This is a genomic window from Photorhabdus kayaii (assembly GCF_025384895.1).
In the GTDB taxonomy this organism is placed as follows: Bacteria; Pseudomonadota; Gammaproteobacteria; order Enterobacterales; family Enterobacteriaceae; genus Photorhabdus; species Photorhabdus kayaii.
Genome location: NZ_JAJAFZ010000012.1, coordinates 75,869 through 95,875 on the forward strand (window position 1 = coordinate 75,869; position 20,007 = coordinate 95,875).

20 protein-coding genes, 1 other RNA gene and 1 pseudogene are annotated in these 20,007 nt (G+C 42.7%); 16 read left to right on the forward strand and 6 right to left on the reverse strand.

Annotated features, from left to right (window positions below):
• Positions 1 to 352 precede the first annotated feature (352 nt).
• Positions 353 to 487 (reverse strand): annotated as a pseudogene (locus tag LGZ98_RS24215) (Dabb family protein); the annotation flags it as partial.
• 327 nt (positions 488 to 814) lie between these two features.
• On the opposite strand from LGZ98_RS24215, the gene LGZ98_RS06975 reads away from it, so the two are divergent.
• Both LGZ98_RS06975 and mscS read left to right on the forward strand, forming a co-directional pair.
• Positions 815 to 1,186 carry a YacL family protein gene (locus LGZ98_RS06975; protein ID WP_112876755.1) on the forward strand — a complete coding sequence of 124 codons (372 nt, stop codon included), beginning with the start codon at positions 815 to 817 and terminating at the stop codon, positions 1,184 to 1,186.
• Positions 1,187 to 1,321: 135 nt separating this feature from the next.
• Positions 1,322 to 2,194: a small-conductance mechanosensitive channel MscS gene (mscS, locus tag LGZ98_RS06980; protein WP_112876754.1), complete on the forward strand. Its 873-nt coding sequence runs from the start codon at positions 1,322 to 1,324 to the stop codon at positions 2,192 to 2,194.
• A gap of 110 nt (positions 2,195 to 2,304) precedes the next feature.
• Here mscS and LGZ98_RS06985 read toward each other — a convergent pair whose 3' ends face one another.
• On the reverse strand, positions 2,305 to 2,685 hold the full coding sequence (locus tag LGZ98_RS06985; protein WP_146748065.1) for a hypothetical protein: 381 nt from the start codon (positions 2,683 to 2,685) through the stop codon (positions 2,305 to 2,307).
• Positions 2,686 to 2,921: 236 nt separating this feature from the next.
• Here LGZ98_RS06985 and argO point away from each other — a divergent pair, with 236 nt between their 5' ends.
• Positions 2,922 to 3,545, forward strand: a complete 624-nt coding sequence (argO, locus tag LGZ98_RS06990) for an arginine exporter ArgO (RefSeq protein WP_112876752.1) — start codon at positions 2,922 to 2,924, stop codon at positions 3,543 to 3,545.
• A 113-nt stretch (positions 3,546 to 3,658) separates the two neighbouring features.
• Positions 3,659 to 4,381, forward strand: a complete 723-nt coding sequence (locus LGZ98_RS06995) for an oxidative stress defense protein (protein ID WP_113041487.1) — start codon at positions 3,659 to 3,661, stop codon at positions 4,379 to 4,381.
• Here LGZ98_RS06995 and LGZ98_RS07000 read toward each other — a convergent pair.
• Positions 4,378 to 5,280, reverse strand: coding sequence for a LysR family transcriptional regulator ArgP (locus LGZ98_RS07000; RefSeq protein ID WP_113041486.1), 903 nt, complete (start codon positions 5,278 to 5,280; stop codon positions 4,378 to 4,380). The two genes, LGZ98_RS06995 and LGZ98_RS07000, sit on opposite strands and share 4 nt — an antisense overlap.
• 380 nt (positions 5,281 to 5,660) lie before the next feature.
• Between LGZ98_RS07000 and LGZ98_RS07005 the strand changes: the two genes are divergently transcribed.
• The 5 genes from LGZ98_RS07005 (at position 5,661) to serA (ending at position 8,989) form a co-directional block, all read left to right on the forward strand.
• The gene (locus tag LGZ98_RS07005; protein WP_113041485.1) at positions 5,661 to 6,215 is read left to right on the forward strand and encodes a hypothetical protein; all 555 of its coding nucleotides are present in this window, start codon (positions 5,661 to 5,663) and stop codon (positions 6,213 to 6,215) included.
• A gap of 149 nt (positions 6,216 to 6,364) precedes the next feature.
• Positions 6,365 to 6,526, forward strand: coding sequence for a hypothetical protein (locus LGZ98_RS07010; RefSeq protein WP_191214778.1), 162 nt, complete (start codon positions 6,365 to 6,367; stop codon positions 6,524 to 6,526).
• A gap of 64 nt (positions 6,527 to 6,590) precedes the next feature.
• Complete coding sequence (locus LGZ98_RS07015) at positions 6,591 to 6,737, forward strand: hypothetical protein (RefSeq protein WP_158536508.1); 147 nt, start codon at positions 6,591 to 6,593, stop codon at positions 6,735 to 6,737.
• Positions 6,738 to 6,816: 79 nt separating this feature from the next.
• Positions 6,817 to 7,476 carry a ribose-5-phosphate isomerase RpiA gene (gene rpiA, locus LGZ98_RS07020; RefSeq protein WP_109791769.1) on the forward strand — a complete coding sequence of 220 codons (660 nt, stop codon included), beginning with the start codon at positions 6,817 to 6,819 and terminating at the stop codon, positions 7,474 to 7,476.
• Between the two features lie 271 nt (positions 7,477 to 7,747).
• A complete protein-coding gene (gene serA / locus LGZ98_RS07025) occupies positions 7,748 to 8,989 on the forward strand; it encodes a phosphoglycerate dehydrogenase (RefSeq protein WP_113041484.1) in 1,242 nt (413 codons plus the stop codon).
• A gap of 48 nt (positions 8,990 to 9,037) precedes the next feature.
• Here serA and LGZ98_RS07030 read toward each other — a convergent pair whose 3' ends face one another.
• The 3 genes from LGZ98_RS07030 to zapA form a co-directional block, all read right to left on the reverse strand.
• Positions 9,038 to 9,634, reverse strand: a complete 597-nt coding sequence (locus LGZ98_RS07030) for a 5-formyltetrahydrofolate cyclo-ligase (protein WP_113041483.1) — start codon at positions 9,632 to 9,634, stop codon at positions 9,038 to 9,040.
• Positions 9,635 to 9,671: 37 nt separating this feature from the next.
• Positions 9,672 to 9,858, reverse strand: a non-coding RNA gene (gene ssrS, locus LGZ98_RS07035) — 6S RNA.
• 111 nt (positions 9,859 to 9,969) lie between these two features.
• Positions 9,970 to 10,299 carry a cell division protein ZapA gene (zapA, locus tag LGZ98_RS07040; RefSeq protein ID WP_262977866.1) on the reverse strand — a complete coding sequence of 110 codons (330 nt, stop codon included), beginning with the start codon at positions 10,297 to 10,299 and terminating at the stop codon, positions 9,970 to 9,972.
• A gap of 186 nt (positions 10,300 to 10,485) precedes the next feature.
• On the opposite strand from zapA, the gene LGZ98_RS07045 reads away from it, so the two are divergent.
• From LGZ98_RS07045 to gcvP, 7 genes are all read left to right on the forward strand, one after another.
• Positions 10,486 to 11,067 (forward strand): YecA/YgfB family protein, encoded by a 582-nt coding sequence (locus tag LGZ98_RS07045; RefSeq protein WP_113049520.1) that lies wholly within the window; start codon positions 10,486 to 10,488, stop codon positions 11,065 to 11,067.
• Between the two features lie 173 nt (positions 11,068 to 11,240).
• Entirely contained in the window at positions 11,241 to 12,557 is a 1,317-nt protein-coding gene (pepP, locus tag LGZ98_RS07050) for a Xaa-Pro aminopeptidase (protein WP_113041481.1), read from the forward strand.
• A 7-nt stretch (positions 12,558 to 12,564) separates the two neighbouring features.
• Complete coding sequence (gene ubiH, locus LGZ98_RS07055) at positions 12,565 to 13,743, forward strand: 2-octaprenyl-6-methoxyphenyl hydroxylase (RefSeq protein WP_262977867.1); 1,179 nt, start codon at positions 12,565 to 12,567, stop codon at positions 13,741 to 13,743.
• Positions 13,744 to 13,781: 38 nt separating this feature from the next.
• Positions 13,782 to 15,014 (forward strand): FAD-dependent 2-octaprenylphenol hydroxylase, encoded by a 1,233-nt coding sequence (gene ubiI, locus LGZ98_RS07060; RefSeq protein ID WP_113041479.1) that lies wholly within the window; start codon positions 13,782 to 13,784, stop codon positions 15,012 to 15,014.
• Positions 15,015 to 15,372: 358 nt separating this feature from the next.
• Positions 15,373 to 16,467, forward strand: a complete 1,095-nt coding sequence (gcvT, locus tag LGZ98_RS07065) for a glycine cleavage system aminomethyltransferase GcvT (RefSeq protein WP_113041478.1) — start codon at positions 15,373 to 15,375, stop codon at positions 16,465 to 16,467.
• Between the two features lie 121 nt (positions 16,468 to 16,588).
• The gene (gene gcvH / locus LGZ98_RS07070) at positions 16,589 to 16,981 is read left to right on the forward strand and encodes a glycine cleavage system protein GcvH (protein WP_112894392.1); all 393 of its coding nucleotides are present in this window, start codon (positions 16,589 to 16,591) and stop codon (positions 16,979 to 16,981) included.
• Between the two features lie 87 nt (positions 16,982 to 17,068).
• Positions 17,069 to 19,945, forward strand: a complete 2,877-nt coding sequence (gene gcvP, locus LGZ98_RS07075; protein ID WP_113041477.1) for an aminomethyl-transferring glycine dehydrogenase — start codon at positions 17,069 to 17,071, stop codon at positions 19,943 to 19,945.
• Positions 19,946 to 20,007: the final 62 nt, after the last annotated feature.

Consider the following 20,007-nt stretch of genomic DNA (forward strand, 5'->3'; position numbering starts at 1 on the left):
TTCGACTTGTTTTAAATGATGAGAAAACACCTCTCCTTTTTTAAATAGGTTTGTTAGCGACCTAAAATGGGAGGTAAAGCCAGCCATTTTATTATCTCATTATCTCATTATCTCATTATCTCATTATCTTTTATAAATGATAATGATTTTACAGTAAGTTATCAGTAAATAAGCAAGGTTAAAAGCTTTTTATATAGTATTTAATTATTGATTAAATATTTAAATTTTACATTATAATCCATATAAACATATTTCTACCGATAATCGGCGAATTTAATTATTCTTAGATACGCCGGCAATATTCATTATGTTGAATATTGATTGGCAGATGGTTATTTCCCATAAATGAAAATTACACTTCATAATCAAAGACGATGATGTCGCCGACAGAATCTATAAGGAGATCTTTTAATTTGTCATGCGCTGGGTGAGACAAATAGTTTGAAATAGCTTTATGATCATCAAATGTCATGGTGACAGCATGTGTAAAACCTTTGTTGTTATTTTATCTCGGATGTGAATTTTAACAAAAGAATATGGCGTATCATAATGGCTCCTGAAAGGTGTCTTTTTTTGCTGACGAAATAGAAAATAAATTGTTCTATTGCAAGATCCTTGAATATATCTCATCAATTAGTGGATGTGTGTTCGATTTTGCTGTTTTTGTTTCTCTGAGATATTATTAATTATAGTGTATTTGTTTATATTTGCACTGAGGCTGAACTCTCCTCCCACTTCTTGGCCGTTTGTGGGCTGATTCTGGGGCGGAATTGCTAGGAAGTATTAAAATGGAAAGAACGCACCGGAGGTAATGATGGAATACGAATTTTTGCTAGATGTCACTGGACTGGTGACTAGCCGGTTCTCAATGGATCACGAAGCTATTGGTCAGTGGCTGAATGAAGAAGTTAAAGGTGATTTGGCGGTGATAGATAAGATTGCTTCAGCGTTGGCCGAAATTAAAGGTAGTGAACGTCAATGGCAACTTGTAGGTCATGAATATACGCTGTTAATGGATGACGAAGAAGTTATGGTTCGTGCCAATCAGCTTGAGTTTGAAACTGATTCGATGGAGGAGGGCATGAGTTATTATGATAATGAGAGCCTGGCTTTTTGCGGTACCAAGGATTTTATTGATATGTTGGCCGATTATCGGGATTTTATTTTGCAAAAGTACGATTGGTAAGAAGCTGTATATAGACAGAAATAATTCTCTGGCACGATAGGCTTTTTTCTTACTGTTAATGGTCGCTATGAAGGATAATCATCAAGTAATTTTACTCAATGATAGTTAAGTAGCTAAAGAATCAAGGTGGTTTTAATGGAAGATATCAATCTGTCTGGTGGCATTAATGAAGCGACAAGCTGGCTCATTAATCATCAGGATTTAATCATTCAATATCTGGTCAATACTGTTGCTGCTATTCTCATTCTTGTTCTGGGATTAATGGCGGCGAAACTCATTAGTAAGGGCGTGAAAAGAGTTATGTCATTGCGTGGCATTGATGTAACGGTATCGGATTTCCTGGCTGCTGTTGTTCGTTATTTGATTATTGCGTTCACTATTATTGCAGTTTTGGGCAAATTAGGTGTTCAGACGGCTTCCGTCATTGCGGTTATCGGTGCTGCTGGTTTAGCTGTTGGTTTAGCTTTACAAGGTTCTTTGTCCAACTTTGCCGCAGGGGTATTGCTGGTGGCTTTTCGTCCAATCCGTGCGGGTGAATATGTTATTCTCGGCGCGGTTGAAGGCACCGTTGTTCAGGTGCAGATTTTTTCTACTACATTGCGTACAGCAGATGACAGAATTATCGTGATCCCGAATGGGAAAATTATTGCAGATAATGTTATTAATACCAGCCGTGAACCGAATCGTCGAACCCAGATCATGGTCGGTGTTGCGTATAATGCGGATATTGACGAAGTTAAAAAAGTATTAGGTGATGTTATTGCCGCAGACAATCGTATTCAGCATGATAAAGGCGTGACGATTCGTTTGCATGAAATGGCACCTTCTTCACTGAATTTTATTGTGCGTGTATGGACCACCAATGGTGATGCTTGGGAGGTTTATTGGGATTTGATGGAGAACTTTAAACGCACATTGGATAAACACAATATCAGTATTCCTTATCCACAAATGGATGTTTATTTGCATCAGAATCAAGCTATGGCGCGGAATAAAATGAGTGATTAATCAGAGGGATTGGATAATAACCTTCTGATTATGTGAATAGACCGTAAATTTTTACCAGTACATCAGCGCCGCGCTATCAATAGCGCGGCGCTCTATTCCCCAGGTTTATTTTATTGACATAAGGTATTAAAGTTGTTTTTAATAAAATCATCGTTAATATCTTCTGTCAGTGCTATTTTCTTGTTATCTGATAAGCAAAGGACAGCGGATGAAACATCTGAAGTATGGAAATTAATATCAGCAGTGACTATCCCATCACCTTTTTCACCCTGTATTTTAAGAATGAAACGTTCACAGCCTTTTTTACATAAGAAAGGCTGATAATTACTGAGCTCTACATCTGTAATATTGGCTGTACCAATATAGTATTCAATTATTTCATGGTGGTTTAATGTCTCTTCAACATCATTTCGAAGCAAATAGTAGTTTCTGACAGTAAGAGCAGCAATAATAATGATGACGAGTAGCATGAAACCCATAATTTTTTTCAAAATAGTCCCTTCCTCTTATTTTTCATAGAATTGATAGATTCATTAATACTTTTAGTGTGTATTAGCTTGATTTTCTTTGAATTAATCAAATAATTTTCCTGTAAAAATCTGCTTTTTGGTTGGTTATTAAAATTTCTTATGATCGATTAGAAGCATTTATTTCCTCTAATGAGCTATTCTTCTTAATATTCTGAACTTTGAAATAGCAAAGTGAATAATTATTGAGGAATTTTTTTATGTTATCGACATTTGTGCAGGGTTTTTTTCTTAGCGCCGCAATGATTTTGCCTCTTGGTCCACAAAATGCCTTTGTTATGCAGCAAGGCAGCAGGAGACAATTTCATCTAATGAGTGCAACTTTGTGCGCGATCAGTGATGGTTTTTTGATTGGTGTCGGTGTATTTGGTGGTAGTGCATTACTTAGTCAGTCAACTTTACTCTTGCAATTTGTCACCTGGGGAGGTGTTGCTTTTTTATTCTGGTATGGATGGGGGGCCTTACGTGTGGTTTTGTTTGCCAATGTTGAACTGGCGCAGGTAAATAATTCAGTAAAAAACCGTTGGCGGGTAATTGCGATCATCTTTGCGGTCACTTGGTTAAATCCGCATGTTTATTTAGATACCATTGTTGTTCTGGGTAGTATTGGTGGTCAGTTATCTTCAGAACTCAGACCTTGGTTTACTTTTGGGGCGGCAACTGCTTCTGTTAGTTGGTTTTTTTCTCTGTCATTACTAGCTGCATGGTTTTCCCCTGTGCTAAGTAAGCCGCTTTCTCAACGGATTATTAATGGGTTTATTTGTATCATAATGTGGTATATCGCATGGCAACTTGCTAAGCAGGGATTGCTAATTTCTGATTAAGCTGAACACTTCTTTGCATACAGTCTCTGTGTTAGTGTTTCATTCATCCCATGTATATTTCGGTTTTTCCGTGGGATGAACATTTTCTGTAACAGGTTTTCTTCGGAGGTTGTGTGAAATTGAAATCATTAGGGTTGGCCGCCATGTTAAGTGCCGGGGTGCCACTTGCTGCACAGGCAGCTGATTTACCCGGAGTCCCTCATGTTATTACTTCAGGTAATGCGGTAGTGAAAGCAGAACCGGATATAGCAACATTGATGATTAACGTCAATATTTCTGCTAAAGATGCTTCTGGGGCTAAAAAGCAGGTTGATGAGCTGGTTGCTAAATATTTTGATTTTCTGAAAAATCACGGTATTGAAAAGAAAGATATTGATGCAGCGAATTTGCGTACTCAGCCTGATTATGAGTACGATAATGTATCCGGCAAATCGGTGCTGAAAGGCTATCGTGCGATCCGTTCAGTGGAGGTGAAGGTTCGTAAGTTAGATCAACTTAATGATCTGCTAGATGGCGCATTAAAAGCGGGTTTGAACGAAATCGTATCTGTTCAGTTTGGTGTGGACAATCCGCAAAAATATCGTGATGAAGCCCGCCAGAAAGCGATTGAGAATGCGATTGAACAAGCTGATGCACTGGCGAAAGGCTTTAGTAGCAAAGTGGGTTCGATATACAGTATCAATTACCGAGCACCAGAGGTGATTGATCACATGAAGTATCGCAATACTGATGTGATGATGTCGGGAGGTGCTGCTGCTGGAGTGGGTGAAACTTACCAGCAGGATAGCATCAACTTCAGTGATCAGGTTGATGTGGTTTTTGAGCTAAAACCTTAATTAATGTCATCTTGTCTTAACATCTGACGCCCAAGTTTCAACAGGGCGTCAGTCACTTTTTTCATGGTCCTGCTTTCCGGTGCAAAACGATGCCAATAGAGCATCCGGCGCTGACATAAACCTGGTGTCAGGTCGATCAGTTCACCATTTTTCAATTCTTGATCAATCTGTAAATGTGGGATCATACAACAAGTGGAACCCTGTTTTGCCAGTTGTACAAAGGCTTCAGATGAGTTGACGATATGACATGGAACGCTGCCCGGTGACAACTCGAAGTTCTGTTGTAAAAATACCTGATGCATATCATCCAGATGGTCGAATGCAACCGCTGGGGCTTTTAGTAACGCCGAACGGGTAACCCCATTTGGGAAATAGCGGGTAGCAAATTTTGGTGAGGCGACAAACAGATAATCCAGTGCGCCTAGTTTATCAATCAGACAACTGGGTAAAGGTTGTGGTTGAATACTGACTGCGCCAACGACTTCACCTCTTCTTAGCTGTTCTTGAGTCCGAGTTTCATCTTCAACTTGAATATTGAGTCGGATAGGTAAATCAGCGAGTACCGGGTGTAGAGCCGGTAATAGCCAGGTTGCTAAGCTGTCAGCGTTGACTGCTAATGAAAGCAGCAATGGAGTATCGGTCCCCTGTTCATCGCCTAGCCATTGTTCTTCCAACAACTCTACCTGATGTAATAGTGCCAGTAGTTTTTGGCCTTGTTCGGTGGGGCGCGGAGGAACTGTGCGTACTAATAGAGGCTGACCAAACAGATTTTCCAACTGTTTGATACGTTGAGAAACCGCGGATTGAGTGATACAGAGTTTCTGGGCAGCACGCTCGAAGCCGCGTTCTCGGATCACCGCATCCAGAGCTTGTAGTGTTCGGTAGTCAGGGCGTTTCATTATAGAAAGATTCTCCATTTATTTTTCTGAATATCACTATGCCATATTTTTCTGATGTATGAGGCAATTTGTCTGGTGGGCCGTAAAATCCTACCTTTCAGAAATTACGCATGTTATACCCAATTTGGATAAATTTTTGTTGGCTGGTCGCCTTTGGGAAGAGGGTTCCATTTTTGAAGGTTGAGTTTGTTGACGTGGTTGAATAGGCGATATGCTCAGGAGAAATCACTGGGTGAAGCTGTTTTTGATAGCTTAATGATGAATTTTTGATCGGGATAAAGATTGTTTGCATGTTTCACTTAAGTGTAGTCTTTCAATAAAATTGTTAAAAAATCGTTATTTTTGGCTATTTAATAACAATGTAAGTAAGGTTGCTTTTTATGCTGTCACTGAAACATGTTGCACAATTAACATATAATACTTTGCAGTTATACATGGATCAGAGAGGAATAGATTTGGCGGTTGGTCCTATCTCTGACAGCGATGCAAACACGCTAACGAAAGCGTATGGTGAACTTAACTGGGAATATTATATTACAGAGGTCGGTAATCGACATGATTGCTTCAGCTTATGTATAAAATTTGTCATATCAAGGGAAAATCTCCAAATTGAATCTGCTCCGGCTGGAGTCGCTTTATCTACATATGATTTGCACGATAAGAGTTTTAACATCCATGTATTGGAAAATTTTGTGAAGGATACAGAAAATCATCCGTTGCATAGAAAGATGCTTTTGTATACTCTGTATGCAGCATTGATTTTCATGAATGTGGTTGATGGTGAAGACGTCAGGATTCATGAACCCGTTAAGGATAAAATAGCTTACTATCGTTCGTTTGGTTTTGAGCTAGAACGTTGTGGATATGTAATGTCATGTGATATTAAGACATTAACGGCAAAGTTGAAGAGTCGGTCTAAGGAGTTAGTTCTTTGACATTTGGCATTTATACCCTATGGATTTGTTGAAGGTGAAATCTTACTAAATTTGTTGCTATGGCCATAACAGAGAGATTTTGTCGGGAATTTTTTGTCCTGTATGACTAAATCAGTTCAGTAATGTGAAGTCGTTTTAGAGGTGTTGTTATGAGAACACAAAAAGAACCGATGTTCGATACCATTCAAACTTATAAAAAAGCGGGAGAGACCTTAGATTTTCTCATGAAAGTAGGTCCGGCTTTGGAAGATCATGCACAGGCACCAAGCCAAGAAAAGCAAGGTCGTCGTCGTAACAAAGAGGCTGCATAGACATCACTCTTTTTGTAGCCCGCTAGTATGGCGGGTTTTTCACATCATTCACTCTTAATTTTTCATGATTCATTTCACTCAACTTAATTGCGGTTTCTTTGTTGCTATCAAGGTTTATACCCTATGGATTTCAAGATGCATCGCGACGGCAAGGGAACGAATCCCCGGGAGCATAGATAACGATGTGACCGGGGTGAGTGAGTGCAGCTAACAAAGAGGCAACTTGAAAGATAACGGGTATATACTAGTCGACAGGCTTTCCTTGTAACTGATATAGGCAATGAATTGATATGACTCAGGACGAACTAAAAAAAGCAGTAGGTTGGGCAGCACTCGAATTTGTTACACCAGGAACGGTTGTGGGTGTGGGGACAGGTTCAACGGCTTCACACTTTATTGATGCCCTTGGTTCCATTAAAGATCAGATTGAAGGGGCAGTATCCAGCTCTGAGGCTTCTACTGAGAAGTTAAAAAGTTTGGGAATTCCTGTATTCGATTGTAATGAAGTGGATTCCCTTGATATCTACGTTGATGGTGCGGATGAAATCAATGGCAATATGCAGATGATTAAAGGCGGTGGTGCTGCATTGACGCGTGAAAAAATCATTGCTGCAATAGCAAAAAAATTCGTTTGTATTGTTGATGCCTCTAAAAAAGTTGATGTATTGGGTAAATTCCCTCTGCCGGTTGAAGTGATTCCAATGGCTCGGGCTTATGTTGCTCGTGAGTTGGTTAAATTGGGGGGAGTACCAAAATATCGTCAGAATGTCGTGACTGATAACGGCAATGTGATTCTTGATGTGCATAATCTAGCCATACTCGATCCTGTTGAGTTAGAGAATAAAATTAATCGTATCTCAGGTGTGGTGACTGTGGGCCTATTTGCTAACCGTGGTGCGGATATTGTATTGATGGGAACACTTGATGGAGTGGAAACCATTACTCAATAATATTATTTACAGGGGCGGAATTTTTCGCCCTTAAAAATTTTTTCACTTTTAAAATAGGTGGAGAATTTAGTGATATATTTCATATCTCTGATTGTTATTTAATCTAAATCCTAATTTTGTTCTTTTTCAGATCATTTTATTCCACATAATAACTACTTTATTAAGACTTATGTGACGGGAATAGCAATCGTTTATATTGCTGTGTTCGTTTTTTTGTTATGTTGAGAGAATGAATCTTAAATGTAACGAAGCGTAACAATAGGCAGGATAAATGGTTAAGGTATCTCTGGAAAAAGATAAGATTAAATTTTTGCTATTAGAAGGTGTGCATCAGAGCACGGTAGAAAATCTACGAACAGCCGGTTATAGCAATATCGAATATCATAAGGGAGCATTAGATTCCAAAGAGTTAAAAGAGGCAATTCGTGATACCCATTTTGTTGGTATCCGTTCCCGCACACAACTGACCGAAGACATTTTTCAGGCAGCTGAAAAATTGGTTGCGGTAGGCTGTTTTTGTATTGGTACCAATCAGGTTGATCTGAAAGCGGCTGCAAAACGTGGTATCCCTGTCTTTAATGCGCCATTTTCTAATACCCGTTCTGTTGCTGAAATGGTCCTTGGTGAGTTGTTGTTATTGCTGCGTCGTATCCCTTTGGCGAATGCGAAAGCTCATCGTGGAGTGTGGGATAAGCAGGCTAAAGGCTGCTATGAAGTTCGTGGTAAAAAACTGGGCATTATCGGTTACGGTCATATTGGCACTCAGCTTGGTATTCTGGCTGAAAATATTGGTATGGATGTCTACTTTTACGATATTGAAAACAAATTGCCGTTAGGTAACGCTCATCAGGTACGTCATTTGTCAGAATTACTCAATATGAGTGATGTGGTTAGTTTGCATGTACCAGAAACGCCATCAACTAAAAATATAATTGGTGCAACTGAACTGACCCTGATGAAACCGGGTTCTATCCTGATTAATGCTTCACGCGGGACGGTGGTGGATATCCCGGCATTATGTGATGCATTGGAAAGTGAACATCTGTCAGGGGCGGCTGTGGATGTGTTCCCTGTTGAACCGGCAACCAATAATGATCCATTTGAGTCACCGTTACGTAAATTTGATAACGTGTTGCTGACCCCACATATTGGTGGTTCTACCCAAGAAGCGCAGGAAAACATTGGTTATGAAGTCGCAGGAAAGTTAGCGAAATACTCTGATAATGGTTCTACCTTATCAGCAGTAAACTTCCCGGAAGTGTCTCTTCCTGTTCATGCTGATGATACCAACCGGTTTCTACATATTCATGAAAATCGGCCCGGTATATTGAACAGTATTAACCAAGTGTTTGCTGAACAGGATATCAATATTGCCGCTCAGTATCTGCGTACCAGTGGGGATATGGGTTATGTGGTTATTGATATTGTGACTGAAAATCCTGCTCAAGCTGAAATGGTATTTCAGAAACTGAAAGCATTGCCGGGTACTATCCGTTCTCGCCTGCTTTACTGATTGTTTTGATATATCAAAAATGGGTGCTTTGTGTAAGGCGCCCATTTTTTACTGCCATTGCCAGATTTTTTCAGGTGTGATGATTTCGGGTAATGGGATATCCCATTCGGCTATGGGCAGTGTATCGACTAACTGACAGTTATGCGCCAGACCTATCGGATAGAAATTTTTTTGTCGCCATTGCCTCAATGTACGATCGTAAAAGCCGCCACCCATGCCAAGCCGTTGCCCTGTGCGGTCAAAAGCAACCAGCGGGATCATCATGATATCCAGTTCTGATAATGGTAAAACCTGCTCAACATTCAGCGGTGGTTCTTCTATATTGAAGCGATTTCTGATGAGTGGGGTATCGGGTTGATAGTTTAAAAATAGCAGATGGTGATGACGGAAAGGATGCAATACCGGCAGATAGATCTGTTTATTTTGTTGCCAGAGTTGGTTAATCAGTGGACGGGTATCAAGTTCACCATCAAACGAAAGGAATAGTGCGATTTTGCTGGCTTGGTGAATTTTGGGGTGGTTGATTGCTCGCTCAGCAGCCCGTCTTGCAAAAAGAGATTGTTGTTCAGGAGTGAGTTCACGGCGTTGTCGGCGTATTTTCTTTCTAATGCTTTGTCTGAGTGGTAATAGGGGCTCTGATTGCATAGAACCTGCCAGTGGATAGCAGCAGCGATTAAAGTTGAGATTCTCCAAGATGTCGTTACAGGTAGTAACCCTTGAACCCTTGGTTCAAGGTGAACATAGTGTCGCAGCTTTAAGGCTTCTCGGCCGAACCGAGCATGCACACCAGACTACGGAGCACCACATTCTATAATGTATGAAATATCGGCTCAGGGGACTTTCCCCGTTCACGAACATCTCAGAGAAATTTATTCAGCGCTTATTAAGCAACTTTATGGACCCTATTGTATGAAACTAAATACAGAAAGCAACTAATTCTCGAATGATTCACTCACTAATGCATGATTTATCAATAGAATTCATTTATTTGGTGCAATTGTGCTCTCAGTGATGCGACCTTGTTCCACTAATGCTTGTTCTATAGTCTGCTGAAGCATCTTTATTTTCTGTTCCATATTATAGGCATAATCACGGGTTTTCACTTTTTCTTGCGCCAATTCGTGACAGATATTCAGTGCCACAATAAAAATCAGTTGTTCAGTATTGGTTACTCTGGTGCGCTCTTTTAAATCATCTAAACGTTGCTCAAGTTCCACAGCCGCAGCCAGCAATGCTTCTTTTTGCTCTGATGGACAATTGACACGTAGTGACCGCCCAAAAATCTGGATATCTACCGGTTGTGCAGACATGACCCCTTCCTGACTTATTGCTGCGCCTTGGTTTTAATTCTGAATTATAGAATTGAAACCGGCGCCAATCATTATAACGCCATACCTACAGACAACTCACGATTAGCGAAGGTTGTTGTCTGGTATAGCGACTCCCCTTGGTGGTAGCATAGCATGAACTTACACCGTCAACGATGACCAATACACATGTCTATACAGAATTCATTACCAGATTATCAATCTTTTGACGAAATATTGCATCAACAGTCAGTGGCACTGACGGCAGCGGAGATGCATGGGTTGATTAGCGGTCTGCTGTGCGGCGGTAATCGCGACAGTAGTTGGCAGATCTTAGTTCATGACTTAGCTAATGATGGGCTAGCGTTTTCCCATCCATTAGCTCAACAATTGCGTGAATTACGTGAAATCACATTCGAATCATTGGATGACAGTAATTTTGCATTTGGTTTATTGCTGCCAGATGAGGAAGATAATGTAAATGTATATGAACGAGCAGATGCATTAGCTGGATGGGTTAACCATTTTTTGCTGGGATTAGGTGTTGCTCAACCGAAGTTCGCGGATAAAAAAGAGATCAATGAGATTATTGGTGATTTGCGCAATATCGGTCTGCTTGGTTATGAAGAAGGTGATGATCAAGAAGAGTTGGCTCAGGCACTGGAAGAGGTCCTTGAATATGTGCGGGTGGCTGCGCAGCTTTGCTATATCGTTTTTACTGAACCTAGAACCGTTTTAATCGCAAAAAATGATAAACCAACATTGCATTAATTGGTGTTTATTGAGCGCAAAAAATACCCTATGGATTTCAAGATGGATCGCGGCGGCAAGGGAGTGAATCCCTGGGAGCATAGGTAACGATGTGACCGGGGTGAGCGAGTGCCGCCAACAAAAAGGCAACTTGAAAGATAACGGGTATAATTAACTAAGTCGCAGGAGAGGGTATGATCAAACAAGAATATTTATCCCGCCGTCAGGCTTTACTGGCAAAAATGGCTCCGGCCAGCGCAGCGATTATTTTTTCTGCCCCGCCTGCGCCACGAAATTCAGATAATGAATATCCCTATCGTCAGCATAGCGATTTCCTTTATTTGACGGGGTTTAATGAACCGGAAGCGGTGCTGATATTAATTAAGAGTGATGATACGCATAATCATAGTGTTCTTTTTAATCGAGCGAGTGACTTGGCTGCGGAAATTTGGTTTGGTCGTCGTCTTGGGCAAGAAGCGGCACCGGAAAAACTGGGTATTGATCGTGCTTTGCCTTTTGATGATATTAAAGAAGAGCTTTACCTATTGCTGAATGGTTTGGATGTGGTTTATCACGCGCAAGGTGAATTTGCCTACGCAGATGAAATTGTCTTCCATGCGTTGGATATATTAAGAAAAGGCGGTCGCCGTAATCTTTCAGCGCCTTTATCGATAATTGATTGGCGCCCTTGGGTACATGAAATGCGGTTATTCAAATCTAAGGCAGAAATTGAGGCTATGCGCCGGGCGGGTAGAATCAGTGCTCAGGCCCATATGCGAGCGATGAAAATTTGCCGCCCAGGAATGTTTGAATATCAACTGGAAGCTGAAATTCATCACGAATTTACTCATCAAGGGGCTCGTCATCCTGCTTACAACACGATTGTAGGGAGCGGTGAAAATAGCTGTATTCTGCACTACACCGAGAATGAAAGCAGGATGAAAGAGGGTGACTTGGTGTTGGTTGACGCAGGTTGTGAATATCTGGGGTATGCCGGAGATATCACCCGGACTTTCCCTGTCAATGGCAAGTTTACTCGTGCTCAGCGTGAAATTTACAATATAGTACTGAAAACATTAAATGTTTCATTGGAATTGTATAAGCCAGGTACCAGCATCAACAAAGTTACAGAACATGTCGTGCGGATTATGGTGGAAGAGTTGGTGAAACTGGGCATTATGCACGGCGAAATTGAACATTTAATCGAAACTAAAGCTTATCGTCAGTTCTTTATGCATGGCCTCGGTCACTGGTTAGGATTGGATGTACACGATGTCGGTGATTATGGTGTAGAACGCGATCGTATTCTGCAACCGGGAATGGTATTGACGGTTGAACCGGGGATTTATATTGCGCTGGATGCAGATGTGCCGTTGGAATATCGGGGTATCGGTATCCGTATTGAAGATGACATTTTGATCACTGAAACGGGTAATGAAAACCTGACAGCCAGTGTCGTTAAAGAAGCTGATGAGATTGAAGCTCTGATGGTGAAAGCAAAACAGGGTTAAGTTAAGAATGAACGTGATTATCGTTGGTGGAGGCATGACCGGCGCGACACTTGCGCTGGCGATATCTTCCCTGAGTAAGGGGCAGATTCATGTGTCCCTGATTGAAGCGGCAGAGCTTGCGCAGAAACATCCCGGTTTTGATGCCAGAGCGATAGCGCTGGCTTACGGTACTTGTCAGCGTTTACAACAGATTGGCGTTTGGTCTGCTCTGGAAGATTATGTGATACCGATAACTCACGTTCATGTTAGTGATCGTGGTCATGCAGGATTTGTGAACCTTTGTGCAAAAGAATATAACATTTCCGCTCTAGGTCATGTTGTCGAATTGTATGATGCAGGGCAGGGTTTGTTCGGATTACTGAAAAATGCGCCTGGTGTAACGCTGTATTGTCCATCCAGGGTTATGGCTGTTGAAAGAACCCTATCATCGGTAACTGTTACTCTGGACAGCGGCGAACGACTGCAAGGTGAATTGCTGGTAGCGGCTGATGGCAGCCATTCTGCCATTGGTCACGCCTGTAATATTCAGTGGCAACGGCACGCTTATGAACAGGTTGCCGTGATTACAAATGTACTGACTTCAGAACATCCGCGAGGCAGTGCATTTGAGCGTTTCACGGAATATGGTCCACTTGCTTTGCTACCAATGTCTGGGGGGCGGAGCTCGCTGGTATGGTGCCATCAGTTGGCGCGGAGAAAGGAGATCGCGGGTTGGAGTAATGAGCAATTTATTAGGCAGTTACAGCGGGCATTTGGCTGGAGATTGGGGAAAATATTGGAAACCGGCCAGCGTCACAGCTATCCATTGACACTATCTACTGCAAATCAACAAATTAGTCACCGATTGGCGCTGGTGGGAAATGCCGCGCAAACATTACATCCAATTGCCGGTCAGGGTTTTAATCTTGGAATGCGAGATGTTATGACACTGGCGCAGATTGTTTCTGAGGCTTTTGCTGCTGGTCAGGATATTGGTACTTACCCGGTTTTGGCCAACTATCAGCGGCAACGGATTTTAGATCGGGAAAATACCATCGATATTACTGATGGATTGATACGGATATTTGCCAATCGTTATTTCCCATTACAAATCGGGCGTAACTTGGGCTTGATGATAATGGAAAAATTCTCTCCTGTGCGGGATATGTTGGCCCGTCAGACTCTGGGTTGGGTTGCCCAAAGATAACCGCAGATAAAGCAGACAAAATAAGAGGACGTTATATTATGCAATCATTTGATGTGGTTATCGCTGGTGGCGGTATGGTTGGTTTGGCGCTTGCTTGTGGCTTACAAGGCAGTGGTTTGCGGGTGGCTGTGGTGGAGAGCTATCCGCCTACTCAACCCGTTATTGCTGGAGAAGAGTATGCTTTGCGGGTTTCTGCGATTAATGCGGCCAGTGAGCGCCTGTTACAGCATCTTGGTGTGTGGCAACAAATTCTGGATATGCGTACTAGTCCTTATCAAGAAATAGAGGTTTGGGAGCGGGATAGCTTTGGCCGTATACGGTTCAGCGCGGCTGAATATGGGCTGGAATATCTTGGTCATATCATTGAAAACCGAGTTATCCGTGAAGCATTATGGAAAAAAGCAGACAGCTTATCTGAAGTGACCATTTTGGCACCGGCGGCTTTGCAACAGATTGCCTGGGGTGAAAATGAAGCTTTTATGACTTTATCCGATGGTCGCATGTTAACGGCTCGTTTAGTTGTTGGCGCTGATGGCGCTCACTCATGGTTGCGTCAACATGCTGATATCCCTCTCACATTCTGGGATTATGAACATCATGCGTTGGTAGCCACTATTCGCACCGAAGAGCTGCACGGCCGGGTTGCCCGTCAGGTCTTTTATGGTGATGGTATTTTGGCGTTTTTACCCCTTGCCGATCCCCATTTGTGTTCTATCGTCTGGTCACTACCGGGTGAAGTCGCAGAACAACACAAACAGCTTGATCATAGGCGTTTCAACCAGCAATTGGCGGTAGATTTTGATCTGCGCCTTGGTCAATGTGAACTGATGAGTGAGCGTCTGGCGATTCCACTGACCGGTCGCTATGCCCGTAATTTTGCGGCTCATCGTCTGGCCTTGTTGGGAGATGCTGCCCATACTATTCACCCATTGGCAGGCCAGGGAGTGAATTTGGGCTTCATGGATGTCGCTGAGCTGATAGGCGAATTGCGTCGTTTGCATGGTCAGGGAAAAGATATTGGTCAGCACTTTTATTTACGTCGCTATGAGCGCCGACGTAAACATGGTGCTGCTGTGATGCTGGCCGGGATGCAAGGTTTTCGTCAATTATTTGATGGCAATAATCCGGCGAAAAAACTTTTGCGGGATGTCGGGTTGTCTCTGGCAGATAATTTACCGGGAATTAAACCTAAATTACTTCGTCAGGCAATGGGATTGAATGACTTACCGGACTGGCTCTCTTCTAAATCCTATTCGGCTGAAAAAATCTAATTTAGCCTCTGCTTATCGATAACTTTTTCTCATATCTTGCTGAAATATGAATAGGTGGTTTTATTCATATTTCAGTTGATTTGTAACAGAAAATGAGTGTTTTCTAAAGTTAATTGTTAATTTTGAGTATTATGACTCATTTTAATAGTTGAAAATTCTGCATACTTATAACCTGTTTTTTAATGGTCACTGGATTGAACCCTATTTTTACTTATGGTTCATTTGGGTTTTCAGTGATAACTTTCATTCTAAGATATCGTTTGCGTCGCGTTTTTTAGCCGCTTTTTGTTCATGATTCACAGTATCTGTCGGTTAATACGCGGTATGTTTTCATGTAGGAAATGAAAAGAGGGAAATAATGGCAAAACAAACTCCATTGTATGACCAGCATCTGGCTTGTGGTGCACGTATGGTAGATTTTCATGGCTGGATGATGCCTTTGCATTATGGTTCACAAATGGATGAACATCATATTGTCCGCACTCATGCCGGTATGTTTGATGTTTCCCACATGACGATTGTGGATCTGCATGGTACTGGTTGCCGTGATTTCCTGCGTTATTTGTTGGCAAATGACATTGCTAAACTGACAGAAAAGGGTAAAGCCTTATACACCGGGATGCTTAATGCTTCTGGTGGTGTAATTGATGACCTGATTGTTTATTACCTTAGCAATGATTTTTATCGGTTGGTGGTCAATTCTGCGACTCGTGAGAAAGATCTGGCTTGGATTAATGAACATGTAGCCAGTTACCCGGTTGATATTCAGGTTCGTGATGATCTGGCATTAATTGCGGTTCAGGGGCCTGAAGCTCAGGCAAAAGTACAGTCTCTATTGAATGATGAACAGCAACAGACTATTGCTGGAATGAAACCTTTCTTTGGTGTCCAGGCGGGGGATCTGTTTATCGCAACAACGGGTTATACCGGTGAGGCGGGTTATGAAGTGGCATTACCAAAAGCGCAAGCAGCGGATTTCTGGCAAAAATTACTGAGTGTCGGCGTTAAGCCCGCGGGATTAGGTGCGCGTGATACGTTGCGACTTGAAGCCGGTATGAACCTCTATGGACAGGAAATGGATGAAACCATTTCTCCTCTTGCGGCTAACATGGGCTGGACAATCGCTTGGAAACCCGAAGATCGCCAGTTTATCGGCCGTGAAGCGCTAGAAAAACAGCGTGAAAAGGGCACTGAGCAATTGGTTGGTTTGGTGATGAGAGAAAAAGGTGTGTTACGCGGTGGCTTAACGGTCAGTTTTACTGATGAGATGGAGGTTTTACACTCTGGCATTATTACCAGTGGTACGTTCTCCCCAACATTAGGATTCAGCATTGCCCTTGCCCGTGTGCCGCAAGGGATTGGTGAACAGGCAATTGTACAAATCCGCAATCGTGAAATGCTGGTTCAGGTAGTCAAACCTAGCTTTGTACGGGCGGGTAAACCTCTCGTATAGTCATTTTTATCGAATAATAACTTGATGAGTAAATAGTAATTTATCCCGGTAAGCATGATTGGTGCAGGAGCACAAAATAGCCTAATAGGGGTAGATTCTAGGATTGAAGGAGATGATAGTAATGAGTAATGTACCCGCAGAGTTAAGATATGCTGAATCACATGAGTGGGTTCGTGCAGAAGGTAATGGTGAATACACTGTAGGTATTACCGAGCATGCACAAGAACTGCTCGGCGATATGGTCTTTGTTGATTTGCCAGAAGTAGGTGATGAAATCAATCTTGGTGATGATTGTGCGGTTGTTGAATCAGTAAAAGCGGCTTCTGATATCTATGCACCACTGAGTGGTGAAATTATTGCCGTTAATGAAGCGCTAAATGACGCGCCTGAATTGGTTAACAGTGAGCCTTATAATGAAGGCTGGCTGTTCCGTATTAAAGCCTCTGATGAAAGTGAACTTTCGAGTTTGCTGAATGCCGAAGGATATCAGGCACTTCTGGACGAAGAAGAATAATATGCTTACCGCCGCCCTGTCTCACATGATGAACAGGGCGTTTTTATTTGTATGCCATTTCTGGCCAGCTTCAGGAATTAGTAACAAATGACCCAGACATTAAGCCAACTTGAGAACCAGGGTGAGTTTATCCGCCGTCATATAGGCTCTTCCGCCGAACAGCAAAAAGAGATGCTGGTGACAGTGGGGGCAAATTCCCTTAATGATTTAACACAGAAAATTGTTCCCCGTGATATCGCGTTACCAGAGCCTCCCGATGTTGGCGGTGGTGCAACTGAACAGCAAGCACTCGCTGAACTGAAAGCGATTGCCAGCCAAAATAAACGTTACCAATCCTATATTGGTATGGGGTATGTGCCTGCTGTACTTCCGCCGGTTATTTTGCGTAATTTATTAGAAAATCCTGGCTGGTATACCGCTTATACACCTTATCAACCGGAAGTTTCTCAAGGTCGCCTTGAATCACTGTTGAATTTCCAACAAGTGACGATCGATTTGACGGGTTTGGATATTGCTTCTGCTTCTTTGCTGGATGAAGCTACCGCGGCGGCTGAAGCAATGGCAATGGCAAAACGTACCAGCAAACTGAAAAATGCTGACCGTTTCTTTGTTGCTGATGATATCCATCCGCAAACATTAGACGTTGTTCGTACCCGTGCGGAAACCTTTGGCTTTGATGTGATTGTAGATAAAGCAGAAAAAGTCTTGGAGCTGGACGGTGTATTTGGCGTGTTGTTACAACAGGTTGGCACGACAGGTGAAGTTCATGATTATGCTGATCTGATTACACAACTGAAACAGCGCAAAATCATTGTCAGTGTTGCCGCTGACTTGATGGCGTTGCTGCTGCTGACTGCGCCGGGTAAACAAGGCGCTGACATTGTGTTTGGTTCTGCTCAGCGTTTTGGCGTACCGATGGGTTATGGCGGTCCCCACGCAGCATTTTTTGCCAGCCGTGATGAATTCAAACGTTCTATGCCGGGACGTATTATCGGCGTTTCCCTTGATGCGGCAGGTAATACGGCACTGCGCATGGCAATGCAAACCCGTGAGCAGCATATCCGTCGTGAGAAAGCGAATTCCAACATCTGTACTGCTCAGGTGTTGTTGGCAAATATCGCGGCGATGTATGCGGTATATTATGGTTCGAAGGGGCTGAAACGCATTGCGAGCCGTATTCATCGTCTGACTGACATTCTGGCGGTCGGGTTACAGAAAGCTGGATTTACTCTACGTTACAAAACTTGGTTTGATACTCTGACTGTTGAAGTTGCTGATAAAGCAGCAGTATTAGCCCGGACAGAGAAAGCTGAAATCAATTTGCGTACCGATATTTACGGCGCGGTGGGTATCACATTAAGTGAGGCTACCGGTCGTGATGATCTGGTCAAATTGTTCTCTGTGCTGACAGGCACGGATGACAAGCTAGATGTTGAAGCACTGGATAAAGAGCTGATGACGGAAAGTCTCTCCATTCCTGCATCAATGTTGCGCAGTGATGAAATCCTTCTGCATCCAAATTTCAACCGTTATCATAGTGAAACGGATATGATGCGCTATATGCATCGTCTTGAACGCCGAGATTTAGCACTGAATCAGGCAATGATCCCATTGGGTTCTTGCACCATGAAACTTAATGCTGCGGCAGAAATGTTACCGATCTCTTGGCCTGAATTTAATGAACTACACCCATTCTGTCCGCCAGAGCAAGCACAGGGTTATCAGCAAATGATCAGCCAATTATCTCACTGGCTGGTGCAACTGACAGGTTATGATGCCGTTTGTATGCAACCAAACTCCGGTGCGCAGGGTGAATATGCGGGTCTGCTTGCTATTCGCCGTTACCACGAAAGTCGTGGAGAAGGGCATCGTCATATCTGTTTAATCCCCAGTTCTGCTCATGGCACCAACCCGGCTTCTGCTCATATGGCAGGTATGACAGTTGTGGTGGTGAGTTGCGATAAAGAGGGCAACATTGATCTGGCAGACCTGCGTGAAAAAGCGGACAAATCCGGTGGTGAGCTTTCTTGCATCATGGTGACTTACCCGTCAACCCACGGTGTATATGAAGAAACGATCCGTCAGGTGTGTGAAATCATTCATCAGTATGGTGGTCAGGTTTACCTTGATGGTGCGAATATGAACGCGCAGGTTGGCATCACCGCGCCAGGTTTTATCGGTGCTGATGTTTCACACCTCAACCTTCATAAAACATTCTGTATCCCACATGGCGGCGGTGGTCCAGGAATGGGGCCGATTGGCGTAAAAGCCCATTTAGCGCCGTTCTTGCCAGGGCACTCGGTAGTTCAAATGGATGGCATTACCGAACAGAGAGCTGTCTCAGCGGCGCCATTTGGTAGTGCTTCTATTTTGCCGATTAGCTGGATGTATATCCGCATGATGGGCTCACAAGGATTGAAACAGGCAAGCCAGACGGCGATTTTGAATGCTAACTATATTGCTGCTCGCTTAAAGAATGATTATGACGTGTTGTATACCGGTCATAATGGTTATGTGGCACATGAATGTATTCTGGATATTAGACCGTTGAAAGAAGAGTTTGGTATCAGCGAGATGGATATTGCCAAGCGCTTGATTGACTATGGTTTCCATGCACCAACCATGTCATTCCCGGTTGCCGGTACGCTAATGGTGGAACCTACAGAATCAGAAAGCAAAGTGGAAATTGATCGCTTTGTGGATGCTATGTTGGCAATTCGTGCTGAAATTGGCAAAGTGGCGCAAGGTGAATGGTCATTGGAAGATAACCCATTGGTCAATGCGCCTCACGTACAAGCTGAACTGGTTTCTGACTGGAGTCATAATTACAGCCGTGAAACTGCGGTTTTCCCAACCTTGGAAACCAAAGCCAATAAATATTGGCCTGCGGTTAAACGCCTTGATGATGTTTACGGTGATCGTAATCTGCATTGCTCTTGTGCCCCTGTCAGTGATTATCAATAATTACTAAATATAATAGTCAACGCCAGTATAATAACTGGTGTTGCTATTATTTATACCCGTCA